The 26,401-nt window shown below is 64.4% G+C and carries 31 protein-coding genes and 1 pseudogene; 12 read left to right on the plus strand and 20 right to left on the minus strand.

The window, feature by feature from the left end:
• Entirely contained in the window at nt 1–951 is a 951-nt protein-coding gene (locus ACZK5G_RS10945; protein WP_478466364.1) for an acyl-CoA desaturase, read from the minus strand.
• Between the two features lie 82 nt (nt 952–1,033).
• Nucleotides 1,034–1,801, minus strand: coding sequence for a hypothetical protein (locus ACZK5G_RS10950; protein ID WP_478466366.1), 768 nt, complete (start codon nt 1,799–1,801; stop codon nt 1,034–1,036).
• A 135-nt stretch (nt 1,802–1,936) separates the two neighbouring features.
• Here ACZK5G_RS10950 and ACZK5G_RS10955 point away from each other — a divergent pair, with 135 nt between their 5' ends.
• Genes ACZK5G_RS10955 through ACZK5G_RS10965 form a run of 3 tightly spaced genes read left to right on the plus strand, consistent with a single transcriptional unit; the run spans nt 1,937 to nt 3,937 of the window.
• Nucleotides 1,937–2,560: a sigma-70 family RNA polymerase sigma factor gene (locus ACZK5G_RS10955; RefSeq protein WP_032127329.1), complete on the plus strand. Its 624-nt coding sequence runs from the start codon at nt 1,937–1,939 to the stop codon at nt 2,558–2,560.
• On the plus strand, nt 2,557–3,231 hold the full coding sequence (locus ACZK5G_RS10960; protein WP_478466368.1) for a ChrR family anti-sigma-E factor: 675 nt from the start codon (nt 2,557–2,559) through the stop codon (nt 3,229–3,231). Before ACZK5G_RS10955 ends, ACZK5G_RS10960 begins: the two co-directional genes overlap by 4 nt.
• Before the next feature lie 13 nt (nt 3,232–3,244).
• Nucleotides 3,245–3,937, plus strand: a complete 693-nt coding sequence (locus ACZK5G_RS10965; RefSeq protein ID WP_478466512.1) for a Rossmann-fold NAD(P)-binding domain-containing protein — start codon at nt 3,245–3,247, stop codon at nt 3,935–3,937.
• Nucleotides 3,938–3,939: 2 nt separating this feature from the next.
• On the opposite strand, the gene ACZK5G_RS10970 is transcribed toward ACZK5G_RS10965, so the two are convergent.
• From ACZK5G_RS10970 to ACZK5G_RS10980, 3 genes are read right to left on the minus strand one after another with little or no spacing between them, the layout of a single operon-like run.
• Nucleotides 3,940–6,339 carry a response regulator gene (locus ACZK5G_RS10970; RefSeq protein WP_478466370.1) on the minus strand — a complete coding sequence of 800 codons (2,400 nt, stop codon included), beginning with the start codon at nt 6,337–6,339 and terminating at the stop codon, nt 3,940–3,942.
• Nucleotides 6,332–6,799, minus strand: a complete 468-nt coding sequence (locus ACZK5G_RS10975) for a response regulator (protein WP_121503247.1) — start codon at nt 6,797–6,799, stop codon at nt 6,332–6,334. The genes ACZK5G_RS10970 and ACZK5G_RS10975 overlap by 8 nt, the downstream gene beginning before the upstream one ends.
• Nucleotides 6,796–9,033, minus strand: coding sequence for an ATP-binding protein (locus tag ACZK5G_RS10980; RefSeq protein WP_478466372.1), 2,238 nt, complete (start codon nt 9,031–9,033; stop codon nt 6,796–6,798). Before ACZK5G_RS10980 ends, ACZK5G_RS10975 begins: the two co-directional genes overlap by 4 nt.
• A 252-nt stretch (nt 9,034–9,285) precedes the next feature.
• Here ACZK5G_RS10980 and ACZK5G_RS10985 point away from each other — a divergent pair, with 252 nt between their 5' ends.
• The gene (locus tag ACZK5G_RS10985) at nt 9,286–9,579 is read left to right on the plus strand and encodes a hypothetical protein (RefSeq protein WP_121503249.1); all 294 of its coding nucleotides are present in this window, start codon (nt 9,286–9,288) and stop codon (nt 9,577–9,579) included.
• 16 nt (nt 9,580–9,595) lie between these two features.
• Here the strand turns inward: ACZK5G_RS10985 and ACZK5G_RS10990 are convergent, their stop codons facing one another.
• Nucleotides 9,596–10,081 (minus strand): TspO/MBR family protein, encoded by a 486-nt coding sequence (locus ACZK5G_RS10990; protein WP_478466374.1) that lies wholly within the window; start codon nt 10,079–10,081, stop codon nt 9,596–9,598.
• 71 nt (nt 10,082–10,152) lie between these two features.
• Complete coding sequence (locus tag ACZK5G_RS10995) at nt 10,153–12,348, minus strand: AsmA family protein (RefSeq protein WP_478466376.1); 2,196 nt, start codon at nt 12,346–12,348, stop codon at nt 10,153–10,155.
• A gap of 134 nt (nt 12,349–12,482) precedes the next feature.
• Between ACZK5G_RS10995 and ACZK5G_RS11000 the strand changes: the two genes are divergently transcribed.
• Nucleotides 12,483–12,962: an N-acetyltransferase family protein gene (locus ACZK5G_RS11000; RefSeq protein WP_478466378.1), complete on the plus strand. Its 480-nt coding sequence runs from the start codon at nt 12,483–12,485 to the stop codon at nt 12,960–12,962.
• Nucleotides 12,963–13,051: 89 nt separating this feature from the next.
• Here ACZK5G_RS11000 and ACZK5G_RS11005 read toward each other — a convergent pair whose 3' ends face one another.
• The gene (locus ACZK5G_RS11005; RefSeq protein WP_478466380.1) at nt 13,052–13,660 is read right to left on the minus strand and encodes an FMN-dependent NADH-azoreductase; all 609 of its coding nucleotides are present in this window, start codon (nt 13,658–13,660) and stop codon (nt 13,052–13,054) included.
• 303 nt (nt 13,661–13,963) lie between these two features.
• Between ACZK5G_RS11005 and ACZK5G_RS11010 the strand changes: the two genes are divergently transcribed.
• The 3 genes from ACZK5G_RS11010 (at nt 13,964) to ACZK5G_RS11020 (ending at nt 16,410) form a co-directional block, all read left to right on the plus strand.
• Nucleotides 13,964–14,389: a DoxX family protein gene (locus ACZK5G_RS11010; RefSeq protein ID WP_478466382.1), complete on the plus strand. Its 426-nt coding sequence runs from the start codon at nt 13,964–13,966 to the stop codon at nt 14,387–14,389.
• Between the two features lie 89 nt (nt 14,390–14,478).
• Nucleotides 14,479–15,372 carry a LysR family transcriptional regulator gene (locus ACZK5G_RS11015; protein WP_478466384.1) on the plus strand — a complete coding sequence of 298 codons (894 nt, stop codon included), beginning with the start codon at nt 14,479–14,481 and terminating at the stop codon, nt 15,370–15,372.
• A gap of 165 nt (nt 15,373–15,537) precedes the next feature.
• Nucleotides 15,538–16,410: a pirin family protein gene (locus ACZK5G_RS11020; protein ID WP_478466386.1), complete on the plus strand. Its 873-nt coding sequence runs from the start codon at nt 15,538–15,540 to the stop codon at nt 16,408–16,410.
• A gap of 40 nt (nt 16,411–16,450) precedes the next feature.
• On the opposite strand, the gene ACZK5G_RS11025 is transcribed toward ACZK5G_RS11020, so the two are convergent.
• On the minus strand, nt 16,451–17,299 hold the full coding sequence (locus ACZK5G_RS11025; protein WP_478466388.1) for a helix-turn-helix domain-containing protein: 849 nt from the start codon (nt 17,297–17,299) through the stop codon (nt 16,451–16,453).
• A gap of 89 nt (nt 17,300–17,388) precedes the next feature.
• Here ACZK5G_RS11025 and ACZK5G_RS11030 point away from each other — a divergent pair, with 89 nt between their 5' ends.
• A complete protein-coding gene (locus ACZK5G_RS11030) occupies nt 17,389–17,850 on the plus strand; it encodes a DUF6265 family protein (RefSeq protein ID WP_478466390.1) in 462 nt (153 codons plus the stop codon).
• Between the two features lie 222 nt (nt 17,851–18,072).
• On the plus strand, nt 18,073–18,453 hold the full coding sequence (locus tag ACZK5G_RS11035; RefSeq protein WP_478466391.1) for a DUF3653 domain-containing protein: 381 nt from the start codon (nt 18,073–18,075) through the stop codon (nt 18,451–18,453).
• 52 nt (nt 18,454–18,505) lie between these two features.
• On the opposite strand, the gene ACZK5G_RS11040 is transcribed toward ACZK5G_RS11035, so the two are convergent.
• The 11 genes from ACZK5G_RS11040 to ACZK5G_RS11090 form a co-directional block, all read right to left on the minus strand.
• Nucleotides 18,506–18,940, minus strand: a complete 435-nt coding sequence (locus ACZK5G_RS11040; RefSeq protein WP_478466393.1) for a DUF4124 domain-containing protein — start codon at nt 18,938–18,940, stop codon at nt 18,506–18,508.
• Between the two features lie 78 nt (nt 18,941–19,018).
• Entirely contained in the window at nt 19,019–19,645 is a 627-nt protein-coding gene (locus ACZK5G_RS11045; protein WP_478466395.1) for a TraX family protein, read from the minus strand.
• Nucleotides 19,642–20,847 carry a zonular occludens toxin domain-containing protein gene (locus tag ACZK5G_RS11050; RefSeq protein ID WP_478466397.1) on the minus strand — a complete coding sequence of 402 codons (1,206 nt, stop codon included), beginning with the start codon at nt 20,845–20,847 and terminating at the stop codon, nt 19,642–19,644. Before ACZK5G_RS11050 ends, ACZK5G_RS11045 begins: the two co-directional genes overlap by 4 nt.
• A complete protein-coding gene (locus ACZK5G_RS11055; RefSeq protein ID WP_478466399.1) occupies nt 20,844–21,134 on the minus strand; it encodes a DUF2523 family protein in 291 nt (96 codons plus the stop codon). Before ACZK5G_RS11055 ends, ACZK5G_RS11050 begins: the two co-directional genes overlap by 4 nt.
• 32 nt (nt 21,135–21,166) lie before the next feature.
• The gene (locus ACZK5G_RS11060) at nt 21,167–22,573 is read right to left on the minus strand and encodes a hypothetical protein (protein WP_478466401.1); all 1,407 of its coding nucleotides are present in this window, start codon (nt 22,571–22,573) and stop codon (nt 21,167–21,169) included.
• 258 nt (nt 22,574–22,831) lie between these two features.
• Nucleotides 22,832–23,071 (minus strand): hypothetical protein, encoded by a 240-nt coding sequence (locus ACZK5G_RS11065; protein WP_478466403.1) that lies wholly within the window; start codon nt 23,069–23,071, stop codon nt 22,832–22,834.
• Nucleotides 23,072–23,308: 237 nt separating this feature from the next.
• Entirely contained in the window at nt 23,309–23,611 is a 303-nt protein-coding gene (locus tag ACZK5G_RS11070; protein ID WP_478466405.1) for a single-stranded DNA-binding protein, read from the minus strand.
• Between the two features lie 6 nt (nt 23,612–23,617).
• Nucleotides 23,618–24,724: a replication initiation factor domain-containing protein gene (locus ACZK5G_RS11075; protein ID WP_478466407.1), complete on the minus strand. Its 1,107-nt coding sequence runs from the start codon at nt 24,722–24,724 to the stop codon at nt 23,618–23,620.
• Nucleotides 24,714–24,848 (minus strand): hypothetical protein, encoded by a 135-nt coding sequence (locus ACZK5G_RS11080; RefSeq protein ID WP_478466409.1) that lies wholly within the window; start codon nt 24,846–24,848, stop codon nt 24,714–24,716. Before ACZK5G_RS11080 ends, ACZK5G_RS11075 begins: the two co-directional genes overlap by 11 nt.
• On the minus strand, nt 24,838–24,978 hold the full coding sequence (locus tag ACZK5G_RS11085) for a hypothetical protein (RefSeq protein WP_478466411.1): 141 nt from the start codon (nt 24,976–24,978) through the stop codon (nt 24,838–24,840). Before ACZK5G_RS11085 ends, ACZK5G_RS11080 begins: the two co-directional genes overlap by 11 nt.
• A complete protein-coding gene (locus tag ACZK5G_RS11090) occupies nt 24,971–25,249 on the minus strand; it encodes a hypothetical protein (protein ID WP_478466413.1) in 279 nt (92 codons plus the stop codon). Before ACZK5G_RS11090 ends, ACZK5G_RS11085 begins: the two co-directional genes overlap by 8 nt.
• Before the next feature lie 143 nt (nt 25,250–25,392).
• Between ACZK5G_RS11090 and ACZK5G_RS11095 the strand changes: the two genes are divergently transcribed.
• Together ACZK5G_RS11095 and ACZK5G_RS11100 are read left to right on the plus strand one after the other, a co-directional pair.
• The gene (locus tag ACZK5G_RS11095; protein WP_478466415.1) at nt 25,393–25,857 is read left to right on the plus strand and encodes a DUF3693 domain-containing protein; all 465 of its coding nucleotides are present in this window, start codon (nt 25,393–25,395) and stop codon (nt 25,855–25,857) included.
• Between the two features lie 9 nt (nt 25,858–25,866).
• Nucleotides 25,867–26,034, plus strand: a pseudogene (locus tag ACZK5G_RS11100) (DUF3653 domain-containing protein); the annotation flags it as partial.
• Nucleotides 26,035–26,401: the final 367 nt, after the last annotated feature.

Raw genomic sequence — 26,401 nt, forward strand, 5'->3', positions numbered from 1 at the left:
TCAGTACCTCGCCTTGGCCAGGACCCACTCGGGGATGGGCTTGAGCCCTTTGACCAGGCCCAGGGCCGCCATCGCGCGCAGTCCGTACCAGGTCAAATCCACTTCCCACCAGCGGAAGCCCTGGCGGACAGTGCCGGGGAAGAAGTGGTGGTTGTTGTGCCAGCCTTCGCCGAAGGTGAGCAGCGCCAGCCAGAGGTTGTTGCGGCTGTCATCGCGTGTGTCGAAGCGGCGGCGGCCGAATCGATGCGCCAGCGAATTGATGGTGACCGTGGCATGGAAAAGCACGATGGTGGAGATGAAGAAGCCCCACACCAGCAGCTGTGGGCCGGAGGTGTGCAGGCCCGGTGCCCAGCGCTCCAACCCGGTGCCCAATGCATACAGCGCTGCGGCCAGCAGTACCGGTACGGCCGTATCGAAACGGTCCAGCCAGCGCAGTTCGGGGAAGCGCGCCAGGTCCGGTACCCGTGACAGATCGGTGGCGAACGCCTCGCGGGTCAGGAACCAACCCATGTGGCTGCGCCAGAAGCCGCCCTCGCGTGGCGAGTGCGGATCCAGCGGCTGGTCGGCATGCCGATGGTGATGGCGATGATGGGCGGCCCACCAAAGCGGCCCACGCTGCACGCTGGAGGCGCCGATGACAGCGAACACGAACTGCACCGGCCGCGATGCCTGGAAGGTCCGGTGCGAGAAATAGCGGTGATAGAACGCCGTGATGGCAAACATGCGCACCGCATAGAGCACTGCGGCGACGATCACCGCTGTCCATGAGATTCCGACCCAGAGCACAGCGATGCAGGCCAGGTGCATCAGTGCGAATGGCACGGCGCGCAACCAGTCGATGCGGCCGGGCTGTTCGCCGGTGGTCTCTGCGACGTTGCCGGTGTCGATCCAGCGCTGCAGCGTACGCAGCAGGCGCGAGCGTCGACGGGGGAGGGGCGTTACAGAGGCCATTGGGGGATCTCGGCGGGTGTCGTGTCTACCTGTACGCAGCAGCGCGTGCAATGGATGCGCTGCGACGCGAAGAATCTCGACTTCACCTGGGCGTCACGGCGCAGCGGTCGACCAGAGGATGCGTCCAGGCCTGCTGCCATTCCGCGGCAGTCTGCTCGGCAGCTGGCGAGCTGAAGCGCACCGTCACCTGCGGGTAGCTGCCGCGGGCATCGCGCAGGTTGCTGGTGCCGCGGAATTCCAGCAGGCGGCGGTCGGTGCTGGCATAGACCAGTGACAGACGCGGGGCGATGCCGCCGTACCAGGTGTCCAGACTGACGTCGATCGACTGGCCATCAATACCCTGCCAACGTACCGGACCGATGCGCCGCACCTGCACCGGGAAGTAGCGCTGCCGCCCCGGCACCAGAAAGGGCAGGCTGATGCGTTCGCCGCGCAGCAGCGCCGGCCAGTGCAGGCGCACCGCGGCGTCGAACCCTGCATCGATCACCGCGTCCGGCGGCAGTTCAAGCCGGCGCTGATGCGGCTGGCTGGCGGCATCTTCCTTCCAGGCAATCGACACCGAGTGGCCAGTGGCGTCGACTTCGGCGGTCTGGCCGCTGCGGCGGTCCTGCAGCGAATAGCTCCGTGCCTGCGGGCGGGCGCTGGCGGGAAGATGCTTGCGGGCGAAGGGCTGGCCATCCGGGCACTGGTACAGCACCCAGCGTTCGGCACCCTCCGTTGCCTCGCGCCGCCAGTGCACTTCACGGTAGAGGATGTCGCCCTGCGCGGAGGTGGCCACACCCTCACTTCGCAGCCAGGGTGCCGCCAGCGCGGCATGGGGCAGGCACAGCAGCAGCCAGGCAGTGCGCATGGTGTTCATCCGGAAGGGTAGGTCTCTCAGGTCATACGGCGGGGGCGCCCGGTTGGATGCGCAGTGCCGACTGCATCCAATGGCTGCCCCTGCACGTACAGAGGACAGACCTTCACCCGCCCGCCGCGAACGCAGATGTACCCTGACGCCGCCAGCACACTCCTCAACTTCGATACCGCACGTACCGTGTCCAGTTCCCAGCAGCCGAGCAGCGAGCCGACGAACTGGGCCGGTGACATGGACGGCGTGGCGCGGCTGCGCGACCGCGAGTGTTTCATGCGGATCTACGACTACTTCATGCCGCGGCTGTGCGTGTACCTGCGCGGCCTGGGCGCACCCGATGCCGTAGCCGAGGAGCTGGCGCAGGAATGCCTGTTGCGCCTATGGCTGCGGGCCGCCGATTTCGATCCGGCACAGGGGGCGCTGAGTACGTGGCTGTATCGCATCGCCCGCAACCTGCATATCGATCGAGTGCGCCGCGAGCGCAGCTGGATGCAGGTGCAGGCAGCGGTGGAGGACGCGGCGACGCTGGATGTGATCGAGCGCAGCAGCGCCGAACAGTTCGCCGACCAGGCGCGTCTGCGCCAGCGCATCAACGAGCTGCCTGCGGTGCAGGCGCGGCTGGTGCGGATGTCCTATTTCGAAGCCAAGAGCCACAGCGAAATCGCCGAAGCGCTGGGCATGCCGCTGGGGACGGTCAAATCGCACCTGCGCCGTGCCTTCCTGCAACTGCAGGCGAAAGTGGGAGGTGTGCTGTGAATCCGCACCACCACCTGCACGAATCCACCTTGATGAGCTATGCCGCCGGCGCGTTGCCGGCGCCGTTGAGCATCGTGGCCGGTGCCCATCTGGAGCAGTGCCCGCATTGCCGTCAGCGCCTGCGCGATGCTGAGGCGATCGGTTCGGTGCTGCTGGAGCAGACCCGGCCGCCTGCAAACGACACGCGGCGCGAACAGTTGCGCGAGGCCATGCTGATGCAGCTGGCCACGGAAACCCCGACGGCCATGGCGGAATCCCTGCGCCCTATGCCGAAGGAGCGGCCCGAGGCCGATCCCGATCATCTGCCGGCGTCACTGCATCCCTACTTTGGCACCTCGCTGGGTGACCTGCGCTGGCGCTGGATGGCGCCGGGGGTGCACTGCATCCGGGCCGAACAGATGCCCTCGCTGATCATGCTGAAGATCGCCCCCGGCAAGTGCCTGCCCATGCACAGCCATGGCCGCAGCGAGCTGACCCAGATCCTGCGCGGTTCCTACAACGACGCGCTGGGGCTGTTCGCGCCGGGTGACGTTGCGGATCTGGACGAGGAGGTGGAGCACCAGCCGGTGACCGCGCCGGGTGTGCCGTGCATCTGCGTGTCTGCGTTGGATGCGCCGTTGGTGTTCAGCGGTTGGCTGGCGCGGAAGATCCAGCGTTTCGTGAAACTCTGAGGCGGGTGCGATGATGGTCGGGACGGGTGCATTGCGGATTCTGTTGACCGGTGCCGCTGGCCTGGTCGGGCAGGGTGTGGTGCTGGCCTGCCAGCGCTCACAACAGGTTTCCCGCCTGACCGCGCTGGTCCGTCACCCCGGCAGTCTGAGCGGCACCGGCAGCGAACTGATTGTCCCGGACTTTCTGCGTATCCAGGAGCGGGTGGAGGAGCTTGCCGGGTTCGATGCATGCCTCTACTGCGCCGGTGCGCCACCGGTCGGCACCGCCGAGGCCGAGTACCGACGCGTTACCGTGGACACCACGCTGGCGGTGGCCCGTGCCTGGGCGGCCGCGAATCCCGAGGGATGCTTTCTGTATGTATCCGGTGCGGGTGCAGACCCTCAGAGCCGGCTGATGCCGCTGAGGGTCAAGGGCGAGACCGAAGTTGCTTTGCAGGCCCTGCCGGTGCGCTCGGTGATGCTGCGCCCGGGGGGCGTCAGGCCGGTCGCGGGAACCGGCACCCGTCATGCCCTGTTGAAGCCCTTGTACTGGGGCGGCGCGCCGTTGATGAAGCTGGCCGGTGCGATTGCGCCTTCGTTGATGACCAGCAATCTGGCCCTGGGCCAGGCGATGATTGCACTGGCCGCCAGGGAGCATCCGCCGGCCAAGGTGGAGTGCGCGGACATCAACCGGATCGCCGCTGGCATGCGCGATCCGGCGTCCTGACCTCAGTGCGGCGTCGCCTCCAGCGCGGTGCGGACCGCCGCTGCAAGATCACTGCGGGTAAACGGCTTTGGCAGCAATGAAACGGCGCGTCCCTGGCTGCCCACCTGGTCGTGGTCGCGTGGATAGCCCGACGTGAACAGGACGGCGACTTCCGGCCAGCGTTCACGTACTTCGTGCACCAGTTCCCAGCCCGACATGCCGGGCATCACCACGTCCGAGAACAGCAGATCCACCTTGGTATCGGGGCGTTCCAGCAGCCGCAGTGCGGAGGGGCCGTCGTGGGCTTCCAGCACGCGGTAGCCGAACAGCCGCAGCGCATCCACCGTGTGGGCACGGACATCGTCATTGTCCTCGGCCACCAGAATGGTTTCCTCGCGCGGTGAGTAACCCGCCAGGCCGGTCTGTGGGGTGCGTGCTTCGCAGGGCAGGGACAGCGGAGAGCGCGGGAACATCATGGTGATGCTGGTACCGCCGCCTTCCACCGAGTCGATCAGCACGTGGCCGCCGGACTGCTTGACGAAGCCATGCACCATGGACAGGCCAAGCCCGGTGCCGCGGCCAACCTGTTTGGTGGTGAAGAACGGCTCGAACACGCGCGCCAGGGTCGCTGCGTCCATGCCGTGGCCATTGTCGCGCACCCGCAACATCACGTACTCGCCTGGCGTTGCATCGGGAAACAGGGCGGCGTAGTCGTGGTCGAGGTGGCTGTTGTCGACTTCGATCACCAGCCGGCCGCCATGCGGCATCGCATCGCGGGCATTGACCGCCAGGTTCAGTACGGAGGCCTCCAGCTGGCTGATGTCGATTTCCACGCACCAGATGTCCTCGGCGTTGCGGATCTCCAGCTGCACCAGCTCACCCAGTGCACGCTGCAGCATGTCGTGCATGTCCAGCAGGCGTTCATTGAGGTTGGCGGCCTGGCTGTGCAGCGGCTGGCGACGGGCAAACGCCAGCAGGCGCTGGGTCAGGCTAGCGGCACGGCCGACGCCTTTCAGTGCATTGTCCAGTGCACGGCTGACCATTGCCCCGGGTTCTCCGGCGCGTTCGTTGAGCAGCATGGCGTGCTCGACGTTGCCGGAGATGACCGTCAGGATGTTGTTGAAATCATGGGCGATGCCGCCGGTGAGCTGGCCGACCGCCTCGATCTTCTGCGACTGGCGCAGTGCGTGTTCTGCCTGAAGCCGCGCGGTGGTTTCCACCGCCTCGGAAACCACGGCGGTGACCACGCCTTCGGTATCCAGCAGCGGGCGGAACGAGAAGTCGAAGCTGCGCCGCCCGGTCGGCAGTTCCAGTTCCAGTGCATGCAGCGAACTGCGGCCCTGTACGGCTGCGGCGACGGCCTGGTCGATCAGCGCACTGATGCCATCGGTTGTGGCAAACCAGAGCGATTCGCCGAAGCGCGCGCCAACGGTGTCCTTCTTGTCCGCAAGCACCGCGGCCAGTGACGCGTCATTGGCATCAACCACGTGTCCGGACAGATCCAGCAGCACCTGATGCTGGAAGCTGGATTCGAAGATCGCCTGCAGGCGCCGCTTGCTGGCCCTCAACTCGGCGGTGCGTGCCTGCACCTGTCGCTCGAGAACCTGGTTGTCCTCGCGCAGCGCCAGTTCGGCCTGCTTCAACAGTGAAACATCGCTGCCCATGCAGATGTAGCCGACCACGCTGCCATCGGCCGCATGCTCCGGTACGCAGTCCATCTGCACGAATCGTGACTCGCCGCTGCGGTGGACCAGTTCGACCTGGAAACTGGTGCGCTCGCCCTGCAGTACCCGCTCCAGGCTGGGCAGGGCGTGCTCGAAGGCGGAAATGCCGCTGACATCCCGTGCCGCGCGACCCAGCAGTTCGGCCAGGCTGACGCCGTGCCAGTCCAGAAACGCCTTGTTCGCGAAGCGGTAGCGATGCCCCGTGTCGAGCTGGGCGATCAGCGCAGGGACGGCATCGGTTACCTGCTGCAACTGCGCCTGGCTGTCGTTCAGTGCGGCCTGCGCCTGCACAAGCTGGGTGCGTTCATGAGCCTCCTGCCGCGCACGACGGATCGCATCCGGCAGGCGCTGCAGACGCTGCTTGACCACATAATCGCGTGCGCCACGGGTCAGCGCCTGCACCGCCAGTTCTTCGGTCAGCGTGCCGGAGACGAAGATGAAAGGGGTCTGCGGAATCCGCTCGCGTGCCAGTGCAAGGGCCGCATCGCCGTCGAATCCGGGCAGCACATGATCGGCCAGGATCACATCGAAGGCGCGATTCTCAATTGCCTCGATGAAGGCATTGCGGGTCCACAGGCGCTCGGCCTCGAAATCGAGGCCGGCACGCTGCAGCTGTGCGCTGATCAGCTCCGCATCAAGCGCGCTGTCCTCCAGCATGAGGATGCGCAGGCGCTCGCTGCGGCGCGATCCATCACGCATTGTGCTGCCCCGAGCCGTTGGGCCGATGCGGCGGGGGCTGGTTGGTGATGCCCCAGAACATGCCCAGCCCCTGGATGGCGTCGAAGAACTCCTTGAAGTCCACTGGCTTGACCACGAATGCGTTCACGCCCAGTTCGTAACTGCGCACCAGATCCTGCTCTTCGCGGGAGGAGGTCAGCATCACCACCGGCGTGCTGCTCAGGTTCGAATCGCCACGGACCTGCTCCAGAACCTCCAGGCCATTCACCTTGGGCAGCTTCAGGTCCAGCAGCACCACTACCGGGCCGCCGTGCATGGCGCCGGCGAACTTGCCTTCGCAGCGCAGGTAATCCAGCGCCTCGGCACCATCGCGTACATGGATGACATCGTTCAGCAACTGGCAGCGCGACAACGCGGCCAGCGTCAGCTCGGCATCCTTGGGGCTGTCCTCCACCAGGAGGATCGGCCGCAGGTCCCTCATGGGAGATCTCCTGTGGAACGGGGTAGGGTGAAATGAATCGTGGCGCCCTTGCCGGGCTCGCCCTCGGCCCAGGTACGGCCGCCATGGCGGCCGATGATGCGGCGTACATTGGCCAGGCCGATGCCGGTGCCTTCGAATTCTTCGACGTGATGCAGGCGCTGGAACACACCGAACAGCTTGTCCACGTAGCGCATGTCGAAGCCGCAGCCGTTGTCACGCACGAAGAAGTGGTCTTCGTCGACGTTGCGCTCGTGACCGACCTCGATAACGGCCTGCTCGCGCTCGCGGGTGAACTTGATCGCGTTGGCCAGCAGGTTCTGCCAGACCAGACGCAACATCGTGGGATCGGCCTCCACCTCCGGCAGCGGCGCCAGCGTCCATTGCACGTCGCGTCCGGCGTAGTCCAAAGCCAGGCTCCGGTGCACATCTTCGGCCAGCGCCGCCATATCCAGCCGTACCCGGCCGAGCGTGGAACGGCCCATCTGCGAGAAGCTCAGCAGATCGTCCACCAGTGTCCCAGCGGATTTGGCCGACTCCACGATCGTATCCAGGAAGCGGCGCTCGGTATCGTTGAGGCGTTCGCCGGCCGAGCTGCCCAGCAGCTCCGAATAACCGACGATGTGGCGGAACGGCGCGCGCAGGTCGTGGCTGACCGAATAGGAAAACGCTTCGAGTTCCTTGTTGCTGCGGACCAGCTGCTCGTTGAGCTCGGCCATTTCCTCGGCCTTGCGCAGAACGATATCGACGATGGCCGTGCGCATTTCGTGTGCGGCATCGCAGTCGGCGTCGGTCCATGGCAGGCTGCGTTGCTGTACGGTCTCTTTCCAGGCTTCGAATGAACTGCGCGGGGACAGTGCCACGCCGGGCGCCGCCGCTTTGCGTGGGTCGCCACCCCAACGCACGGTGCGCACCACTTCCGGGCGGAACCACATCAGATAGCTGTCGTGCAGTTGCGAAATGGACACCGCCAGTACGCCGCTGGCCACATCGGACAGGCGCGCGCCGGGCGCCCAGTCGGCTGCCAGATGGTCACTGCAGTACGTTTCCTGCCCGGTCTGCTGGGTAGCCAGCCAATCAGCCAGGGCCAGCACGTCGCTGGCGGGTGGGCACTCACCCACGCGCATGCAGTCGCCCTTGTGCACGATGGCCGCACCGGCAGCGCCGGTCAGCGACAGCAGGCTGGCTTCATCGTGGCGCAGCGCAGCCATGAAATCCTCGTCGCCGGCCATGCGTGCCAGCAGCTTGACCAGCACCGAACGGCGCGCCACGCGCTCTTCGATGGCGCGTGCACGCTCCTTCAGGGCGATCTGCAGTGACAGGATCTGGCCCATGAACTCGCAGGCAGTGCGCACGTGGTAGGGCAGGCGGCGTGGCTGCACCGTGTGGCAGGACACCAGACCCCACAGCTGGCGCTCGTGCACCAGTGACACCGACATCGACGCGCCAGTGCCCATGTTGCGCATGTACTGCAGGTGCACGGGCGAAACGCTGCGCAGCACGGCCAGGCTCAGGTCGGTAGCCGGCGCGTCGCGATGGTCCTCGGCCCGCATCAGCGGGGTAGGTGTATAGCTGTTGTCCGCGATCAGGCGCACCCGATTGCGGCGGTACAGCTCGCGGGCCTGCGCAGGAATGTCCGACTCGGGGAAGCGCAGGTCCAGGTAGGACGGCAACAGGCCGTTGCCATCCTCGGCGACCACGATGCCGTTCCAGCCGGGATCGAACTGGTAGACCAGGGTGCGATCGAAGCCGGTCAGCCGGCGCATGTGCGCGGCCGCCAGCTGGCACAGATCTTCCACGGTGGTGGCCGATTCGATGCCGTTCATCAGTTCGCGGATCGACGGATACAGTTCTTCCAGCGAACCCGGCTGGCCGGGAACCGGTGCCTCCAGCTCGATCAGCAGATCGGTGGCGGAGCGATGCACCAACAATTGATGGCGGCCGTGGCCATCCAGGTGCACGGCGCCGACATGCGCGCTGCTGCCCACCGTGGCCTGCTGGAACAGCGCCTGGAAGGGCGCCAGCACGCCGCCCAGTACCTCGCTGACATGCTGCATCAACGGTTCGCCGAACTGCTGCAGCAGGCCGGGATGACTGACGGCGCGCTCGCGCACCCGCAGGGACTGCGGTTCAACGACCAGAAGCACGCCGTAGGGCTGGATCGCACCGGGCGTATGAATCGGTTCGCGCGCACAACGGGACTGGGCAGTGTCGTGCGTGGACTCGGCAGAAGGCATCAAAGGCGGGACTCAAGATTCGTGGATGGCTGGAATGGCCCAGCGTTGCATCCGGCATGCACGGATGGTGACGCAAAATCGTGCATTCGCATACCAGTACGTGCGTGTGAAGAACGTTTCATTCAAACCTGAATTCTTCATCTGAGCATTCCAACAGCACTTGCATGTTTCGCGAAAGGTACATGTGCGCTGCACGCGCGCTCGACACCCACTTGCCTAGGGTGAACGCACATTCCTGAGTGACTACGCCCCGTGAACCTGCAGACCTTGCTTTCAACGCCATACCGCATGCTTGCCGACAGCTGCCAGTTTGAGCTGCTGGATGTGGATGCCCTGCAGGATCCGGCCAGCGGGCGCCTGCTCCACCTGTACTCGCTGGTTGCGCGGTGCATGAGCTGCGACACGGTGTTCAAGGCGGAGGAAGGGCAGGGGTTGGTCAGCCACACCGCCGCGCGCGTGGTGCGATGCCCAACAGGCTGTGGCCAGCAGGCGTTCAAGCCGGCGTTGCTGCGTGCATGGCAGCCGCAGCGCGTCGCACAGGCCTGAGAGCACTGATACGGGGTCACAGCAACCCGGGATTGGCGCGCCACACCGTGAAGTTCAGCGCGGATGCGAACGATATCCAGGCCAGGTAAGGCAGCAGCATCACCGCCGCACCACGATGGATGCGGGCGAATGCAACGATCGTTGCGCACACCAGCGCGATCAGTATCAGGATGTCGACGAAGGCCAGCGCGCCCAGCTTCCAGCCGAAGAACAGCCAGCTCCAGAGGGCATTGACGGCCAGCTGCACCAGATAGAGCACCAGGGCCGGTTGCGCGTTGCGCCAGCCGCGTTCGCGCCAGACCAGCCACGCCGCAATGGCCATCATGGCGTAGAGCAGGCTCCATACCGGGCCAAACACGCTGGCAGGCGGTGCCCAGGCGGGAAGGGCGAGAGTGGCGTAGAAGCTGGCGGCGGATGTCGATGCCCATGCGCCGACTGCGGCCGCCGCAAAGGTGATCACGCCCCATCCCAGAAGACCCAGAGCCTGTGAACGCCGCTTCATTCCGTATCGCTCCTTCCTGCGTTTACCCGCTCATACGAACGGAAGCGGCAAATGGATGCAGCCCGTGGCGATCAGTCCGAGGAACCCGCGGCGCTTTCACCTTCGGCAGCCGGCAACAGCGAAGGGCGCTGATCGAACCATTCGCGCGCCTTGGCCAGATGCCATTGGCGCTGATCACCATCAAGCTCGATGCCCGCGCCCAGCAGCCCCCAGCGCAGATAGAGATCGCCACGCTTGCGCTGCTCCAGCAGATCCAGCCGCGCACGTACCGACAGGCGATCATTCTCGGCCTGAAGTCCGTCGATCACCAGATGCCCCGGGCGCCAGCGCAACGTGGCCTGTGCATCGACCTGGCCGGAATCCAGCAGGGACAGCGTCCAGCGCGGGTAGTCGGTGCGCTTGGCGAACACGGCCAGCAAGGGGCGAGCATCGCTCAGGGTCAGATCGGTGGTAGCGTCCACCTGGAACGGGGACTGCGCGTCGATGCGGCCCCGCTTGAACACAGCACGGCCTTTCCACGCGCTGCTGGAATCGGTGCCCGCCACCTGCACATTGCGCAGCTCCACGGTGGTGCCGGACAGATCGAAATGACGCTGGTTGAAGTCCCCGCGGCGAAGCGTCGCGTTCACGTCGACATCGCCGCCCATGTCCAGGCCCGCCACCTTGGCGCTGGCATTGCGACCCAGCAGCCGCGCGGTGCCGTGACCGACGCGGCCATCGGTGTCGAGCGTGGCGTCGCCGCTGAGGCGGCCGGTGCCACGCAGCAGTCGCACCTGTTGGGAGCCAAGGTAGCGGTTGTAGGCGGCCAGGTCCGGGATGGTCGCTTGGCTGAAGCGCAACCGCGCACGAACGCCCTTGCGCAGTTCCTGCAGGCGGCCATCGCCGGTGAGGTCCACGGCCAGGTCGCGACCGTCGAACAGGCGTACATCCTTCGCTTCGCTTGGGCGAGCGGTGAAGCGGGGCAGCCGGATCGCCAGCTGTGCCTGAGTGGGGCTGCCGGCCTTCAGCTCGCCATGCGCACTGGCCGTGCCGGCCAGCCGCACGCCAGCGACCTCGGCCACGGCGGCAGCCGAAGGGATGTCCACGGTACTGCCTTCGATCAGTTCGCCATTGCGCAGGCGCAGATCTGCTTTCAGGGTGCCGCCGCCATCCAGCTGCAGCCACGGCTTGCGCACGAACAGGGCAGGGATCCAGTTGAGCGAGGTGAACGTCCATTCGCCGCGCACGGTGCCGGAGCTGCGTTCCAGCAGCTGGGCAGGGTGCTGGAAGGGAATCTCGCGCCCGGTGATGTGCAGGTCGGCATCGATGCCGGCGGCCGAATCCGGGCGTGGCGGCAGGCGGGCCTGCAGGCGCAGGTCGTTGGCCACATTGAGCCGCAGGGCCAGCACGCCGCGATTGGGCGCGCCATCGCCGAGGAAGAGCGGCACCTGCCAGAGCGCGCGGTCACCGGGTTGCAGTTGGCCGTCGATCAGGTGGACCGCTAGTTGCAGGCGTCCGGGCACGGGCGCGCTGGATATCTTTGGCGTTGTGGCATCCGTATCCATGCGCAGGCCCTGGCTGCGCGCATCCACCTCAAGTTGCGCATGCAACAGCTTCAACTTGGCCAGGCCGGGCGCCTGGTCGCGATAGTGCCGCGGATAGCTGAAGCGCGCGGTCAGATCCATGTCGCCCAGCAGCTGCACGCCGTCATAGCTGGTGTCTGCCTTGCTGAACGAGACCTCGGAATCGAACAGTTCCGATGGGCCGCCGCGCAGCTGCTTGAGGAACCCGACCGTGCCCTGGCCTTTGCCGATGATCAGCAGCTTGCCGAGCCGGGCACTGCGGATGCTGTCGCTGTGGATGGCGTCGAAGCGCAGGGTCCAGCCCTGGTCGCTACGCGGCGGTGACGGAATGGCGTCCTCGACGCGACTGATCTCGGCCGACACGCCAGTGGCCTGCAATCGCGGAACCCGCACTTCTCGGCGGAACAGGGGCAGGACCGCCAAGCGAGCGCTGGCACGCTCGGCGTGCAGTACGTAGACGGTATGGTTGACGTGCCCGCGCATGTGCACGTTCCACGCGATCACATGGCCCGGCAGCAGCGTGATGGCCGGGCCGGTCGTCATCACGAACTTGTGCGGCTTGCGGTTGGTGACCTGGTCGAACAACGGGGTGTTGAGGAAGATGTTGCCGGCCAGCAGGTAGAGAACGTACACGCCCAGCAGGATGTAGCCAGCGACGCGCCATCGGCGGAGCCGGTGCGGGATGCGCGCGGAAGTAGGGGGCATGTACTGCTCTAAGGGCCGGAATTCACTCAACTATTGCCGAACCGATGGCGGTGGCGCGTGAAGCGGGTGCCGGCGCACTTGCTGGATTCTGCTAGTGTCCGCCTTGCCCGCTACGCCGATCCGCGAGGAATCGCATGGAAATCCGAGCTGCCACCGACGGTGACTTTGACGCCATGTGGGCGATTTTCAAGGCGGCCATTGCGATGGAGGATTCGCTTCCGTTCGCCGGCACCTTCGAGGTCGGCACCTTTCGGAGCCATTGGTCCGGAGTGCAGGCGGCCTTTGTGGCCGTTCTGGAAGGGCGCGTGGTCGGAATGTACAAAATGGGCGCCAACTACCCGGACCTGGGGGCGCATGTGGCCAGCGCCACCTACGTGGTCGATCCGCTGACGCAAGGGCGCGGCATTGGTCGGGCGCTGGTGGAGCACAGTCTTGATCGAGCCAGATCGGAAGGCTTTCTGGCCATGCAGTTCAACTACGTGGTCAGTACCAATGCGCCAGCGATTGAGCTGTATCGGAAGCTGGGCTTCGCCGTGGTCGGGACGCTACCTGCGGCGTTCCAGCATCTGTCGCTGGGGTTGGTTGATGTATATGTGATGCACCGGTTCCTGTAGACAGCGATATCGCTGTCCATCGGCTTCGGTGCGTCGGGCGGAATGGGATTGAAATGCCGTGGCGATGTGTATCGCCGACGGCACAGCTATCAGGCGAAGACGCGCTCGATGTCCTGCTGGGCGTGCCGCAGTGCCTGTGCACGCGCATCGTCGCCCATTGCCAGACCTTCGGCCCGGATGAACTGCAGGTCGGTGACGCCGAGGAAACCGAACAGGCTGGTCAGGTAGGTTTCGTGATGGTCCATGGCCGCACCCGGCACATCACCGGCGTACATGCCGCCGCGGGTGGAGGCGATAAGCACCCGCTTGCCGCCCGCCAGGCCCTCCGGCCCCTGTGCGGTGTAACGGAAGGTCCTGTCGACAATCGCAATGCGGTCGATCCAGGCCTTGAGCTGGCTGGGAATGCTGAAGTTGTACATCGGTGCCCCGATGACAACGACATCCGCCTGCAGGAAGGACTCCAGATCGTTGGCACCGAGCGCCACGTCCTGCTGCAGGGCATCGGCTTCGATGGGGGCGCCCTGGGCAGCGGCAAGGTGGGGCGGAGCAAGGTGGTCGACCGGTGCCAGGGCGAGGTCGCGGTAGGTCACGCTCACGTCGCCATGCTGTTGGCGGGCCGCCTCGATGAGCTGGGCGGTGAGCTGGCGGCTGACCGACTGCTGGCCCAGGATGCTGGAATCAATGTGCAGGAGATTCATGGCGGTTCTCGTAGTGGAGGGTAGGACGGGCCCGGCGAACGCACTGCCATGGGCCACGGCTGCACTCTATTTCGGGGCATTGGGCCCCACTAGCCGATTGCAGCGGATTTCATTCGTCCACGGATGGGAGCAATCCCGCTGTGGGTGGATTCGTCCATGAATGGACGGGTGAATTCCCCCTGGGGCGGCTAGTGGGCGGTGGAAGGGGCACCTAGAGTGCGTCCCGCTGGCAATGATGATGTCGTCGTTCCTGCCGCTGCCCACCGACCCTCTTCTTTCAAAACGCCTCCAGGAAATGCAGACATGTCCACTTATTCCACAACCACCTTTGGTGCCTCGTCCTCCACCCGCCTGCAGGGCGCAGTCGAACTGCTCGGCCGCCTCCTGCTGGTCGCACTGTTCCTGCTGTCGGGATTCGGCAAGCTGAGCGCCTACGAGGCCACGGCGGGGTACATGGCCTCGGTTGGTGTTCCCGCGCTGATGCTGCCGCTGGTGATCCTGGCGGAGATCGGTGGCGCGCTGGCGATCATTGCCGGCTGGCAGACCCGGATCGTCGCCGTGCTGCTGGCGGGCTTCACCCTGGCTGCCGCCTTCCTGTTCCACAACAACGTCGCTGACCAGACGCAGATGATCATGTTCCTCAAGAATGTATCCATTGCTGGTGCATTCCTGATGCTGGCCGCCAACGGCGCAGGCCGGTTCAGCCTGGATGCGCGCAAGGCCCGATGAGGGAAGGGCGCTGCGCCGAGCGCGGCGACACCATTTGCAACACAATGCAGGGGCCTCCGTACCGGGGGTCGTCTGCATGGAGACCGCGGGTGATCGATCTCAATGATGTGGCCCTGTTCGTACAGGTGGCCAAGGCCGGCAGCTTCGCTGAGGCCGCCCGCCGGATCGGCATGCCCTCCAATACCGCCAGCCGGCGCATCCAGCAGCTGGAAGAGCAGCTGGGTGTCCGGCTGCTGCATCGTTCCACCCGCAAGCTGACCCTGACCGATGCCGGTGAGGGCCTGTACGCGCGCAGCGTGGAGCAGATCGAGGCGCTGGCGGACGCTACCCTGGAGCTTTCCGAGGGTAGTGAAGTGCCGGTGGGCAAGGTGCGCGTTGCCGCGCCGGTGGACTTCTTCAACTGGTTCCAGCTGGAGTGGGTGCAGTCATTCCTGCAGGCCCATCCGCGGGTGCGCCTGGAGTTCGTGCTCAATGATGCGCGCGCCGACCTGGTCGCTGACGGCATCGATGTTGCGATTCGTGCAGGTGCAGTCACCGGGCCAACACTGATCGCGCGCCGGGTGGGCAACAACCGTGCCGTGCTGGTGGCCAGCCCGGCCTACCTGGAGGCACGGGGAGCGCCCAGCGCACTGGAGGACCTGTCCACGCACGACTGTATCGCCGTGCCCTCGGGCTCAGGGCGCACGCAGTGGCGCTTGATGGGGCCGGATGGCCCCGCTGAGGTCGAAGTGCGCGGGCGATTCAGCGCCAACTCGGCCTTGGCCTTGACCAAGGCCTGCGTGGCCGGCATGGGCATCGCGCTGCTGACCGAGGCGATGGTGGCGCAGCCATTGCGGGAAGGGACGCTGGTCCAGGTGCTGCCCGACTACCGTATTGATGGCCTGGAGCTGTTCGTGGTCTACCAGAGCCGGCGGCAGTTGCCACGCGCCGCCAGCGCGTTTGTCGACTTCGCCACGACCCATCTGATGCAGGGCAACTGGTAAGCACCTGAGTGGGAGGCGCTGCCGCTTCCACGCGTGGCAGCTATTGCTCCAGCGATGGAGGAATGAAATCCGAACTGGCGGGCTACTGCCATGAGTGCTCAGTGCCTACCTTGGGCGTACGACGTCGTCGCGACGTTCGAAACCCGCTTCCAAGGAGACCACGCCATGCTTGCCGTCCACCCCTCCGAATCCACCGCGATGCCTCCGGTCGCCTCCGTGCGCCGCATCGTGCATCGCACCCGCGGCCGCAGCCACGGACCCATCACCCGGCTGGTGAGTCCTTCCGACCTGGGCGAACGTCTCAAGCCGTTCGTCTTCCTCGACCTTATCGATGCCCGCGATCTTTCGCGCGCCGAAGCCTCTGCGCTTGGCCTGCATCCGCATTCGGGCATCGCCACACTCACCTGGCTGCTGGAAGGGGCCGTCGACTATGAAGACGACCAGGGCCGCCAAGGCAGTATCGAGGCCGGCTGGATGGAATGGATGCAGGCCGGCAGTGGCGCGTGGCACGGCGGCGGATTCGGTGATTCTGATCGCTTGCGCGGTTTCCAGCTGTGGCTTGCGCTGCCGCCCGCACTGGAGTTGGGCGCGCCCTTCAGCCGCTACTTCTCTCCTGGCGAGATCCGCAGCGAAGGCTCGGTGACCGTATTGCTGGGAGCGTACGGCACGGCCCGCAGCCCCATCGATGCCCCGGCACCGATCAACTACTTTTCGGTGAAACTGCGGGCGGGAGAATCGTGGCGGTTCCAACCGCCGCCGGGACATGGCGTGGCCTGGACCGCGGTGAGCGTGGGCTCGCTGCGTGTACCCGAAGCGATCGGTGCAGGTGAACTGGTGGTCTTCGAGGAAGGCGGCCAGGAGGTCGCGTTCTTCGCCCGCGAGGACACCGAGTTCGTGTTCGGTACCGCAGCACGGCATCCGTATCCGCTGGCAACCGGCTACTACTCGGTCCATACCAGCCCGCAGGCACTGGAGGCAGGTGAAGCGCGTATCCGGGAGCTGGGGGAGCAGATCCGGGTGGCGGGAAGCGCTGGCTGATGGAGTCGGCTCTGGAGCAGGGCAGGAGGGTGGGGCCCGGCTATCGTGCGTGGCCGCTACTGCTTCCGCGCACGAAGGCGGCAGCCAGCCGCAGTGCATCGTCGCTGCCGCGATCACCGCGCAGCGCGTGGACCAGCCGAGCGGGCGTGACGCCGGTCCATCGCACCAGGTCATGCGTGGCATGGGCCTGGTCACTGTAGCCGTGGCGCGCAGCGGCGGAGGCGATGCTGGTGGCTTCTCCATCCAACGTGTGCAACAGAGCCTGCAGCCTGCATACCCGGGCATATTCTTTCGGCGTCATGCCCACGGCCGCCAGAAAACGCGACTGCAAGCCACGCAGGGACATGCCAAGCCGCCGCGCCAGTTCGGCGATGCGCAGGTCGCCTTCCGCTGCATCCAGCTCCGCAACGGCCTGTTCGATGCGCTCGTCCAGGGTGAAACTGGCACAGCAATCCCGCAGCACCTGCCATAACGGCTCGGGCGTACTGCTTGCCGCGCTGGCGCGTGCGGCCGCACTGAAGGTCTCAGCAAAGGAGGCATCCAGCGTGTACAGGTCCGGTGCCTGGTCGCGAAGCCCGCGCAGGCGGGCACCGGCGATCAAGGCGCTTGCGGCCGGCTGCAGCCGCACGCCGATGCAGAACACCGGGCCGACGGCTCGCAGGCGGATCGGGCCGCATTGCTGTGCGGCGAAACAGAACGGCAGATCGGAACGGATCCGGCCATCTGCCCCGTGCAGATGCAGCGGCACGCCAAGTTCCGCCAGCAACTCGCACCGGCCATCGGGATAGATGACCTGCACCCCATGGCCTGGGGCTTCGTCCCGCAGCCACCAGAGGCACTGGACATGACGGCGCAGGTCGTCGGGGGCAGGGTGCTCGCGGTAGTCCATGCCGCATCGGACGTCATCCTGCGCATTTTTACAAGCGTCCCCGGGGCTGGGGCGCTAGCCTGCGTCCAACCGATCCAGGAGGTCAGGGTATGTTGAAGTCGACGTTGGTGGTGCTGGGCGCAGGGCTGGCGTTGGGAAGTGGCGCGGCTATGGCCGCACCGGCCGAGTTCGACTGGCTGGCCGGGCATTGGTGTGGCGGTACCGAGGAACGCAGGCTTGATGAGGTCTGGCTGCCCGAGGCCGGCGGCGCTTTGCTTGGTATGTCGCGCACGTTGAGCCGCGGCGATATGGAGTCATTCGAGTACATGCGTCTGGTGCCTGCAGGCAAAGCGGCTGGCCTGCATGTGCAGCCAAATGGCGTGGCGGCAACCACGTTCGTCATTGCTGACCATGGCGCGAACTGGGTGGTGTTCGAGAATCCGCAGAATGACTTCCCGAAACGCATCGAGTACCGGCGGGATGGCGCTGCACTGAAGGCGAGCATTTCCGGGCCGGGAGATGATGGGAAGATCCTACGGATTCCGTTTGACTATCGACGCTGTGGGGATTGAGTGGGCAAGGTGGCCAAGGGTGAGGTCTGGGATCTGAGGGCTGGGAGGCTCTGGCCGCTCGGGTGGCTATCTTGTTCGGAACATAATATACATTATGCGAAATGGTATCAGGCGCTTTGGACAGCGCTGGTATTCCTTCGTCGGCTCCACATGGCAATGGCTGAGCCTCTGGCTCGGCTCTTGCCTTCGACCTCAGACCCCGGCCAAGGATGAGATCGCGGCATGATTGAGTTCGACCCGCACCACCGTATCGACTTGACTGGCCCTTGGGCCGGTTTTTCTTTCCTAGGTGATCGCCTGATCACCCCTGAAGGCCGCGAGCTACTGCCCGAGGATCTGGCCTGGCTCTCGCTGACCGCCTGTCAAGCGCAGGAATGGCGCCGGATGATGGAAGCTGCGCGCTCAGCGCCGACGATCAGCAGTTCTAAAAATGGGCGCAATCGGGACGCCGGCATTCGCCATCATCCTGCCACTGTGGTCAATCTTCGGGACGTTGTGAGCCAGCGCAAACAGCGTTCGACGGTGGCGATGGCTGGGCCCGACGCCGAGCCGCCTGCAGCAGTCCTGCCGGTACCGGGGCCGAAACGCCGCCAGCGCGTGTGAGGCGACTCCGTAGGGGCGCTGCCCCTACACCCCGGCAACCGCTGATCAGCCTCTATTTGCAGGCCGACCAGACCTTGTCATCCATCTGGCGACTGATCTCGAAAGGTCGGTTAGTACCGTACATCCGAAAGACCCGCTCACGCTCGGCCTTGGCGGCTTCGCAGGCCTCCGGATCCCTGTACTGAGAAATGACGTGGAGGCGAGCGCCGCCGCCGCCATTCCGGTAGACCGGCCGCGTCGGTGCGGGCCGAGGTGCGATCGACGCTGAGTTCTGCTGTCGAATGGTGTCCAAGCGGCGCTCATTCTCAACGACGCCCTCAGATCGAGGTGCGACCTCAACCGTCCACGTCTTGGCCGTCTCGCCATTTGCGCAGGGCGTTGACTGGTATTCGGTCCCTGCCTTCGTGACGCACTTGTAAATCTGCTGGGCTGCCGCAGGCGCGGCAAGTGCACACAGCAGCAATCCGGCTGCAATCCTTGTGAACATGACTTCCCCCTGATGCTGGGCGAAGCTTACCGCCTCAAAGACAGCCGTGTCCTGGCTTTTCGAGGTAGCGGCGCAGGTTCATGGCGCGAGTATAACGGCGACCAGCACAAAGAAAGCCAGATGGCCCACGTAGTAGCCGTAGAAGGCCCACCGCGCACGCTGCACCGGCCACGCCACCCGAGACAGGCCCATCGCCGCCGGAATCGCCGCAAGCGCCCACAGGTTGCCGTTGAAGCAGCAGATCGAGGCGAACGCCGGGACCAGCAGCCAATACTGCCGCCGGTGGAATGCCAGCCACGCCAGCAACACGAACCCTACCCCCGCCCACTGGTAGTCCACGAATGCCGGCAACACCACCGCGGCGAATGCCAGGACAACCCACTTACGCTGGCCGGCCGCATAGATAGCGGCGGCACACAGGGCGAACGTGAGCAGGATGTTCAAGGGCAACCAGTACCCGAACGCCAAGGCGTGCACCGGCTGTGCGATCAGCCCCCAAGCGCCGAGCCTGCGCACCGACTTGACCACGTCAGCGCCGGGCTGGGCGAGGTTATAGGCCATCACCAGCGCGAACAGAGGGAACGCTACCCTGCCCGCCTCGCTGAGACCTGGCACGTAGCCGCCGTAGATGACCTTGGCGACGTGATCCCCGGTCATGAGAATCACGGCCAGCCACTTCAACAGCTCGCGTGCGCTACTGGTCATAGCTTGTTCGGCCCCGCCGCCGTGGTCATGTAGCTACTGCTCGAATGGGCCGCTGACTCAGGGAAGGTGCCGACGCTCCGCTCAACGTGCTGCATCACCCCCCCGCCCGCTTCCTCACGGGTACGCCGCGCTTCCTGCTGGTAGTGCGCCGACTGCTGAAGATCATTCATCCGGCGAGCCTCGGCCTGATTGGTGTCGAGGAACGGCTCGTACTGGCCGTTAATGGCGACCATGCGGCACTGCTCCTGATCCATCACGTACGCGGTGCCCTGCTCCGTCTTGCAGCTGCACCGTCCAATCTGATGATCGCCATTCGCGTCCAGTCCATCGCCAGATGCCATGCAGTACACACGGGGCGGCTGGTTCGTCGGTATCGACAGGCTGTCGTAGGCCGGTGCCGTCCATGGCTGGCCCGCGACGCGTGGCGTCACCCAAGCCACGTAGTCGCTGCTGCGGGTAATGGTCGGGGGTTGGGCTTGCGGCGCGGCTGCGACCGTCGCTCCCGCTCCGTTCTCCGCCGCTTGCTGCGCCTTTGCCTCCGATTGACCCGTTTCAAGCTCCCCCGAAAGCTGGGCATGCACACGATTCACGGACCACCATGCGCCACCAATAACCGCGAGCAGCAGCACTGCCGCTGCCGGGTAGTACCAGGGGATAGCTCTCTCACTGGTATCCATCACCGTGGACTCATAGAGACCCATCGGTCGCTTTGGCAACTTGACCCGCTTCAAGATCAGGGGATGACCCTTTTCCGGGTTCTTTTCGTAACGATCGAACGTGCGCAGATGCGCGAATGGCAGGCCGAAGCGCCGACGCACGTGGACGTGACGCTCGATCAAATCCTGTGCGAAATCGTCGCACTGCCGGTCAGGCGACTGGCTGACGAAGATGAAGTCGAGGCCGCGATGACGATGCTTTGCCAGCTGTTCAACGTGATGCGGAACCGCCGAGCCGGGCCGACGCTTGGGCAACATGCCATGCTCGTATGCCTCATCGACCACGCACACCGCGCCATCGGGAAGAAAGTTGGGCCAGTCGCAGAACTGCTCAGGCGTCATAGGCAACATGCGCGCCTCATCGTGCTTGAAACCGCGCACGTTGCAGACGTAGACCAAGCGGCCCTCATTGCGGAAGTCGATCGCGTGATCGATCGCATGCAGCGTCTTGCCGTGTCCAGGCTGGCCCGTATACCAGTAGATCATTCCTTGGTCACTCCCAGCTGCTGAGCCTGCGCCGTAGGCATGGGGATGATCTTGAACATGAAACGCACGGACAGCGCCGACAGGATCATGCTCATGAACACGTCGAAGCCGACAGCGCCGATGAAGTTATGCGCCCAGTCTGGCAAGCCACTGAAGTAATCAGCAATGGCAGATCGCAGCTGAGGGAGAAGCTGATTGACCGATACCAGCGTAATGCCTGCAGTAGAAAGCGCCTTCGTCACGATTCGGCCAATGCCGCCGAAAAGCACGGTCCAAACAAGATTCACGCCACGCGTGATCCATTCCCATATAGAACTCATCACGAATCCCCAAAGACGATGCGGAAGGAAATGAACATGCCCAGCAGCACCATAACGGCGCGCAGTGCAGAAATGAGAGGGCACCACCACGTCTGCCCATCCAGCGACACAGTGCCAAAACGGCCGAAATCGATCGTCCCCAGCTGAGGGCAGCTACCCCCGCCAAATCCGGTCTTATCAATGAGCTTGTCGTCGAACTTCCACGACCATTTTCCCGGGCCGTCAACGTCCTCAGCACCCTCATGCGGATTGCCGCTACTCCCCTCGCCCTGCCCCGGACCGCCACGGCACAACTGAGCGCGCTGAGCGCGCAACTGGTTGGCCTGCAGGCTGTCGCCGGTCACCGAGAACGGTGCGTCACAGTTGCCGACGTCGCCGGTCACCGTTCCGGAATTGCCCTTCTCCGTCGCACAACGAGTTGCCCAGGTCTGCGAGGCAATCATGCCGAGGATCGGATCGCCGCTGGTTGTTGGAGGCGTCTTGCAATCCCCGCCACCACCAGCGCTGTTGCCATTGCCCTCGTTACCGCCCTCACCGGGCACATTGCCGTTTCCATTACTACCGCCCTGCCCCGGCCCCGAGCCGTCGCCGGGTGTTGGCTGATTGCCATTGGGCTTGCCGTTGTTGACGTAGTTCGACGTGTTGGTCGTGTTTCCGTTGTTATTGTTCGTGACATTGGTTGTGCCGCCACTTGGCTTCCAGTCTTCGCCGGGGCGATTGGTCGGCGGATTAGGCGACGTGTTGGGCGCACTGATCGAGGCGGCTTCAGTTCGCTGTGTATTCGTTTCCGTGTGCCCAGTCTTGTTGGCAGTATCACTAGCGCACGTACGGAAGCCGCTCGCCGTACTAACACAGGTCCTGTCTTTGGATTTGCAGACTGTGTAGTTGCCAGCTTGGTGGCAATACTCATCCTTCTTTTCCGGCTGCGGCGGAGTGTCGCTATCGCAGACCCCGCCCGTCGCTTTCCACGTGCCCCGGCGAATCGGGATGCCATTGGGATTGGCGGAATCACTGATGCTGAAGTTCACGGCCGGGTCAAGGTTGGGCTGCATCTTGCAACCCTTGTTGCACACGCCGCCGCTGTACAGGGTTCCGTTGATCATTCCGGCTTCACCATCAAGCCGCGTCGAGCAGCTGGCAATGAAGTAGAAGCTCTTTGTGGAAATGGTGTTCCCGGAGCAGTTGTCACCACCGGCCGCACCAACATAGGTGTTGGAATTCGACTTGCGAACACATGGGGTCGGCCACGCCGGATTTTTGGATACTTCGCGCGCGTGTTCCCAGGCGGCGGCGTATGCCTCGCCTTCATCGCACCCGCCTGACGTATCAGTGCAATCCTTCGACTGAGCATTCGCCGTGTCAGGAAATGCGACGCCCGCTGAGAGCGCGGCAAGGCCGAAGAACATTGCAAGTAAGCTGGCAATACTCAGGTGTCGAAAGCGAGCCATAGCGCCCCCAGCACAGCCACGATCACGAAATAGCCCATAGGACCCCCAAAAAAGCAGGGGCGACGTGCGCCCCTACTTTGCTTGCTTGATGTTCCCCCACAGCAGAAACAGCCCCTTCACCGCTGCGAGAATCGAGAGGATTCCCGCGATGACCTCAGCAGCCGTCGCGAGATACCCCATGATTGCTACTAAGACGGGCACGACACCCGCCCCCGGTTACTTGGCGCGCTTGATCATCGACCACAGCAGGAAGAGGCCCAGCACACCGGCCAGCACGACCAGAATGCCATTGACACTGGACTTGCCGCTGGTGATTTCCGTAGTGATGGCCTCGGCCGGGCCGCCACTGGCGAGCGCGGCACCGCTGGCGATCATGGCCGTGGTGCCGGTGGCGACCTTGCCTGCGGTGGAACGGGCGAAGTCGAGGACGTTGCTGGCGATCTTGTTCATCTTCATGGTTGTACTCTCTTGGTTGGGTTAGAAACGCTCACGCGACACACGGGCGAACTGTCTGAAAACGACGCCCAGTGCCCAGCAAGACGCGATGGCGAATGCGACTTGCGTACCCTCAGCCAGCGTGAGCGGTGGTAGGACTGGCTGAGGGCTTTCGATCCAGACCGGCACAGCGCAGACGCCATCGGCACCGATGTTCTGGACCGCACACGACTGGATGTAGACCGGCTCTGGCACGGCTTACCCCTGCGCTGCGGGGCGCGCAGCAGGCTTGGGAACCTGACGCAACACGGTGAACTTGCTCAGCGAGGCAACGCCCTTGTTGACCTGGAGCATCGATTCGATATCGAGCTCGTACTCGCCTTCGGGGTAACCCGGCTGACCCTTGTCAAGGCGCACATCGAACGGGTATGCGAAACCGCCGGTTTCGAGCTTGGCCTTCTGCTTGCGGGTGGTGTATTCGACGTTCTCACCGGCATCGTTCTTAAAGCTACCGCCGCGTTCGTCGATTTCGTTCTTCAGGACAGTGACCTTGACGCTCATATGTAGTTACCCCTTTGAGGTTGGTTGTACGGCCGCGATTTCGGGCCAGTGCGCTGCTGTTTCACCTGTGACCCACTTCGGCAGCGATGGCGAAGTGCAGGATTCGACTACCGCCCGCAACGCCTGATCGTCAGGGCAGTTCTTGGCGATGAAATTGAGGGCCGCACCGTACTGGCGACGGATGTGGCGACGAACGCTCTTCCACGTCGCTTCAACGGCGGCTTTCGTGATTTCGATGCGCGTGGCAACACAGCGCAGAAAGGACAGGACCGGGTAGGCCCCAAGCAGGTAGGAGGCCGGATCACGCAGAATGTCGAGCGGCAGTTCCTTGCGGTTGGAGTTGCGGAACTGCGCCTCATAGCGCACCCACGGCGAACTCTTGTCGCCTTGTTCCCTGCCCTTCTCATAGACTCGTAGCTGCTTTTCCGACTTCTTGCCGCCGACATAGAACGTCTTGCCGTCGCCGCTGTCGTAGTCGTCCACCAACTGCGCCTTAGGGCGCTGGCCACGGTTGTCGAACTCACCAGCGGCATACCACTTCTGCGCCATACGCAGTGGGTACTCACCCACCAGGTCATCGGCGCATACGTCGACACGGGTGATCCTTCCGGCGCAGCTTTCGAGCTTCGCTCGAAGCTCCAGCCACCGCTGCGCATGGCCGCAGCGCGCTGCGCCTATCGCCTTGCATCCATCACCGGTTAGCTCGACGCGAGCGGTATACGTCCCATCCGCGCGGCGGCACTCTTCGCCGCCCAGTTCGATCATGCCGACGAACTTCTTGGCCGCGTCGATGATCTTGATTCGCCACGTGTAGAAGCGACCGCCGCCCGCCACTTCATCCAGTTCAAGGCCAAGCCCGGCGAAGAACCAGCAGAACACCTGCAGGGCCGCGATACGGGCGTTATCCGGGGAGAACTCGATCCACTGGCGGACTTCCTCGAAGCTGTCGCCATCACGGAACGCGACCTCATCCAGCGCTGCGCGCAGATCGATGGAAGCGGAGAACCAGTCAATGCCGACCGTCAAGGTTCCCTCGGGGTTCCTGAATTCACTGACTCCCCTGTTAGACGAGGGGAGTCCCGACCCGGCCAGCACCGCGCGATCACCGGCCATTGCCAGCCCCCTTGCCCATCGGCGCGTGAAGAATGGCGATGTACAAGAACGACGCCAGAAGACCGCCGATGAAGGCCACAACGAGCGGATCACTGAGGAACTCGCGAAGCTGATCAACGGCCATTGCGACGCCCCCAGTAGGTGCGCAGCGCGTCCCATGCGAACTCCAGCCCGAGGCTGACCAACGCACCCGCGCAAATGACGACGACAAACCCAATGACCACGGTGAGCGCGTCCTGATTCACTTCACACATGGGCCATCTCCCGCTGCTCGACGTAGCGAGCAGCTGCCAGCAGATCACCGCGCTTGGTGGCCGCGATTTCGGCCTGATAGAGGGTTTCGTGATTGGGGGTCCAACCAGTAGCGGCCAGCTCGGCGCGTGCCTGGGCCACAAAGGCGGTTTCGCGTGCAGCACGGCGGGATGACTCCCCTACCCGGCCGACGCACCACGAAACCAGTTTGACTACCCCGAACGAGACGGCTGCGACGGAACCCAGCAGCGCGGCGGTGACAAGTGCATCCATGTGCCCTACCCCTCCCCAAGCCCCTGCCCCAAGGGAACCCGCCAGCAGCCTTGGGGTGCCGGTGGTGGGGGATTCAAAGACCCTTTGAATCCGGACGTGATTCAATACCCCTTGTAATCCAAAGTCAAGGGGCTTTGAAAACCATGTCAACCATTGATGCGCTGCTGGACGCGGCGAAGGCCGCCACGAAGTCGAGCAATGACTCCGAGCTTGCGAAGGCCTTGGGGATCAAGCCTGCTGCTGTAAGCAACTACAGGCGGGGTGTTTCGCTGCCGAATGCCGTTGTATGCGCAACTCTGGCGGGGCTCACAGGCACCCCACTGGCGCGAGTGCTAGGCATTGTCGGCGAAGCCAGGGCGATCAGCTCGGACGAAAAGGCAGTTTGGCGCAAACTGGCAGCAACTGCGATGGCCCTATGTTTGGCTGTTGGCTTTGCCCTGCCCCTCAAGGCTCAGACGGCCGTGCCGGGCTTCGATAACGCACACGTTGTATACATTATGCGAAATGCTGTATCCGTCGAGTATGGGCCTTTGTCGGCTCCGTGTGGCAATGGCTGGGCCTGTGCTGGGGCGGCTCTTGCCTGCGGCCTGGCTCCCGGCCAAGGATGATGTCGCGGCATGATCGGGTTCGATCCGCACTACCGTATCGACTTGACCGGTCCTTGGGCCGGTTTCGGCTTCCAAGCTGGTCACATGTTCACCCCTGAAGGCCATCAGCTTGAACCATGCGATATGACCGGGTGGTCCCTGACCTGCAACATCGCCCGAGAATGGCGGTCGATGATGACTTAGGCTCGCACGGGAACGGCCAAGCGCGCAGCCCCGGTCGCCGAAACATTCGCCACAGCGAAATCCAGCGTGATCCACCTTCCGAAGTGCTCAGAATTCGCCGAGAACGGCGGTCACGGGGACAAGAATCGGGAGCTTCTTCGCCGGATCCCATGGGAAATAGTTGTCCTCCAGTCGATCTACCAGGCCCAGGCCGCCCCTCAACCTTTCATCAGCAGTAGCAGCGACAGTGTGCTGGCTTCCGCTGGTAGTGATCTTTTTTGTCCGCTCAGATCCATGCCATTTCGAAGAAGTCGGCGCATGGACAAGCATCACCAGAACATGGATCAGCCAAGGTGAGTCCTTGACGGTCGCCGGCAGTATT

The organism is Stenotrophomonas sp. 62841_Sma, assembly GCF_056482945.1.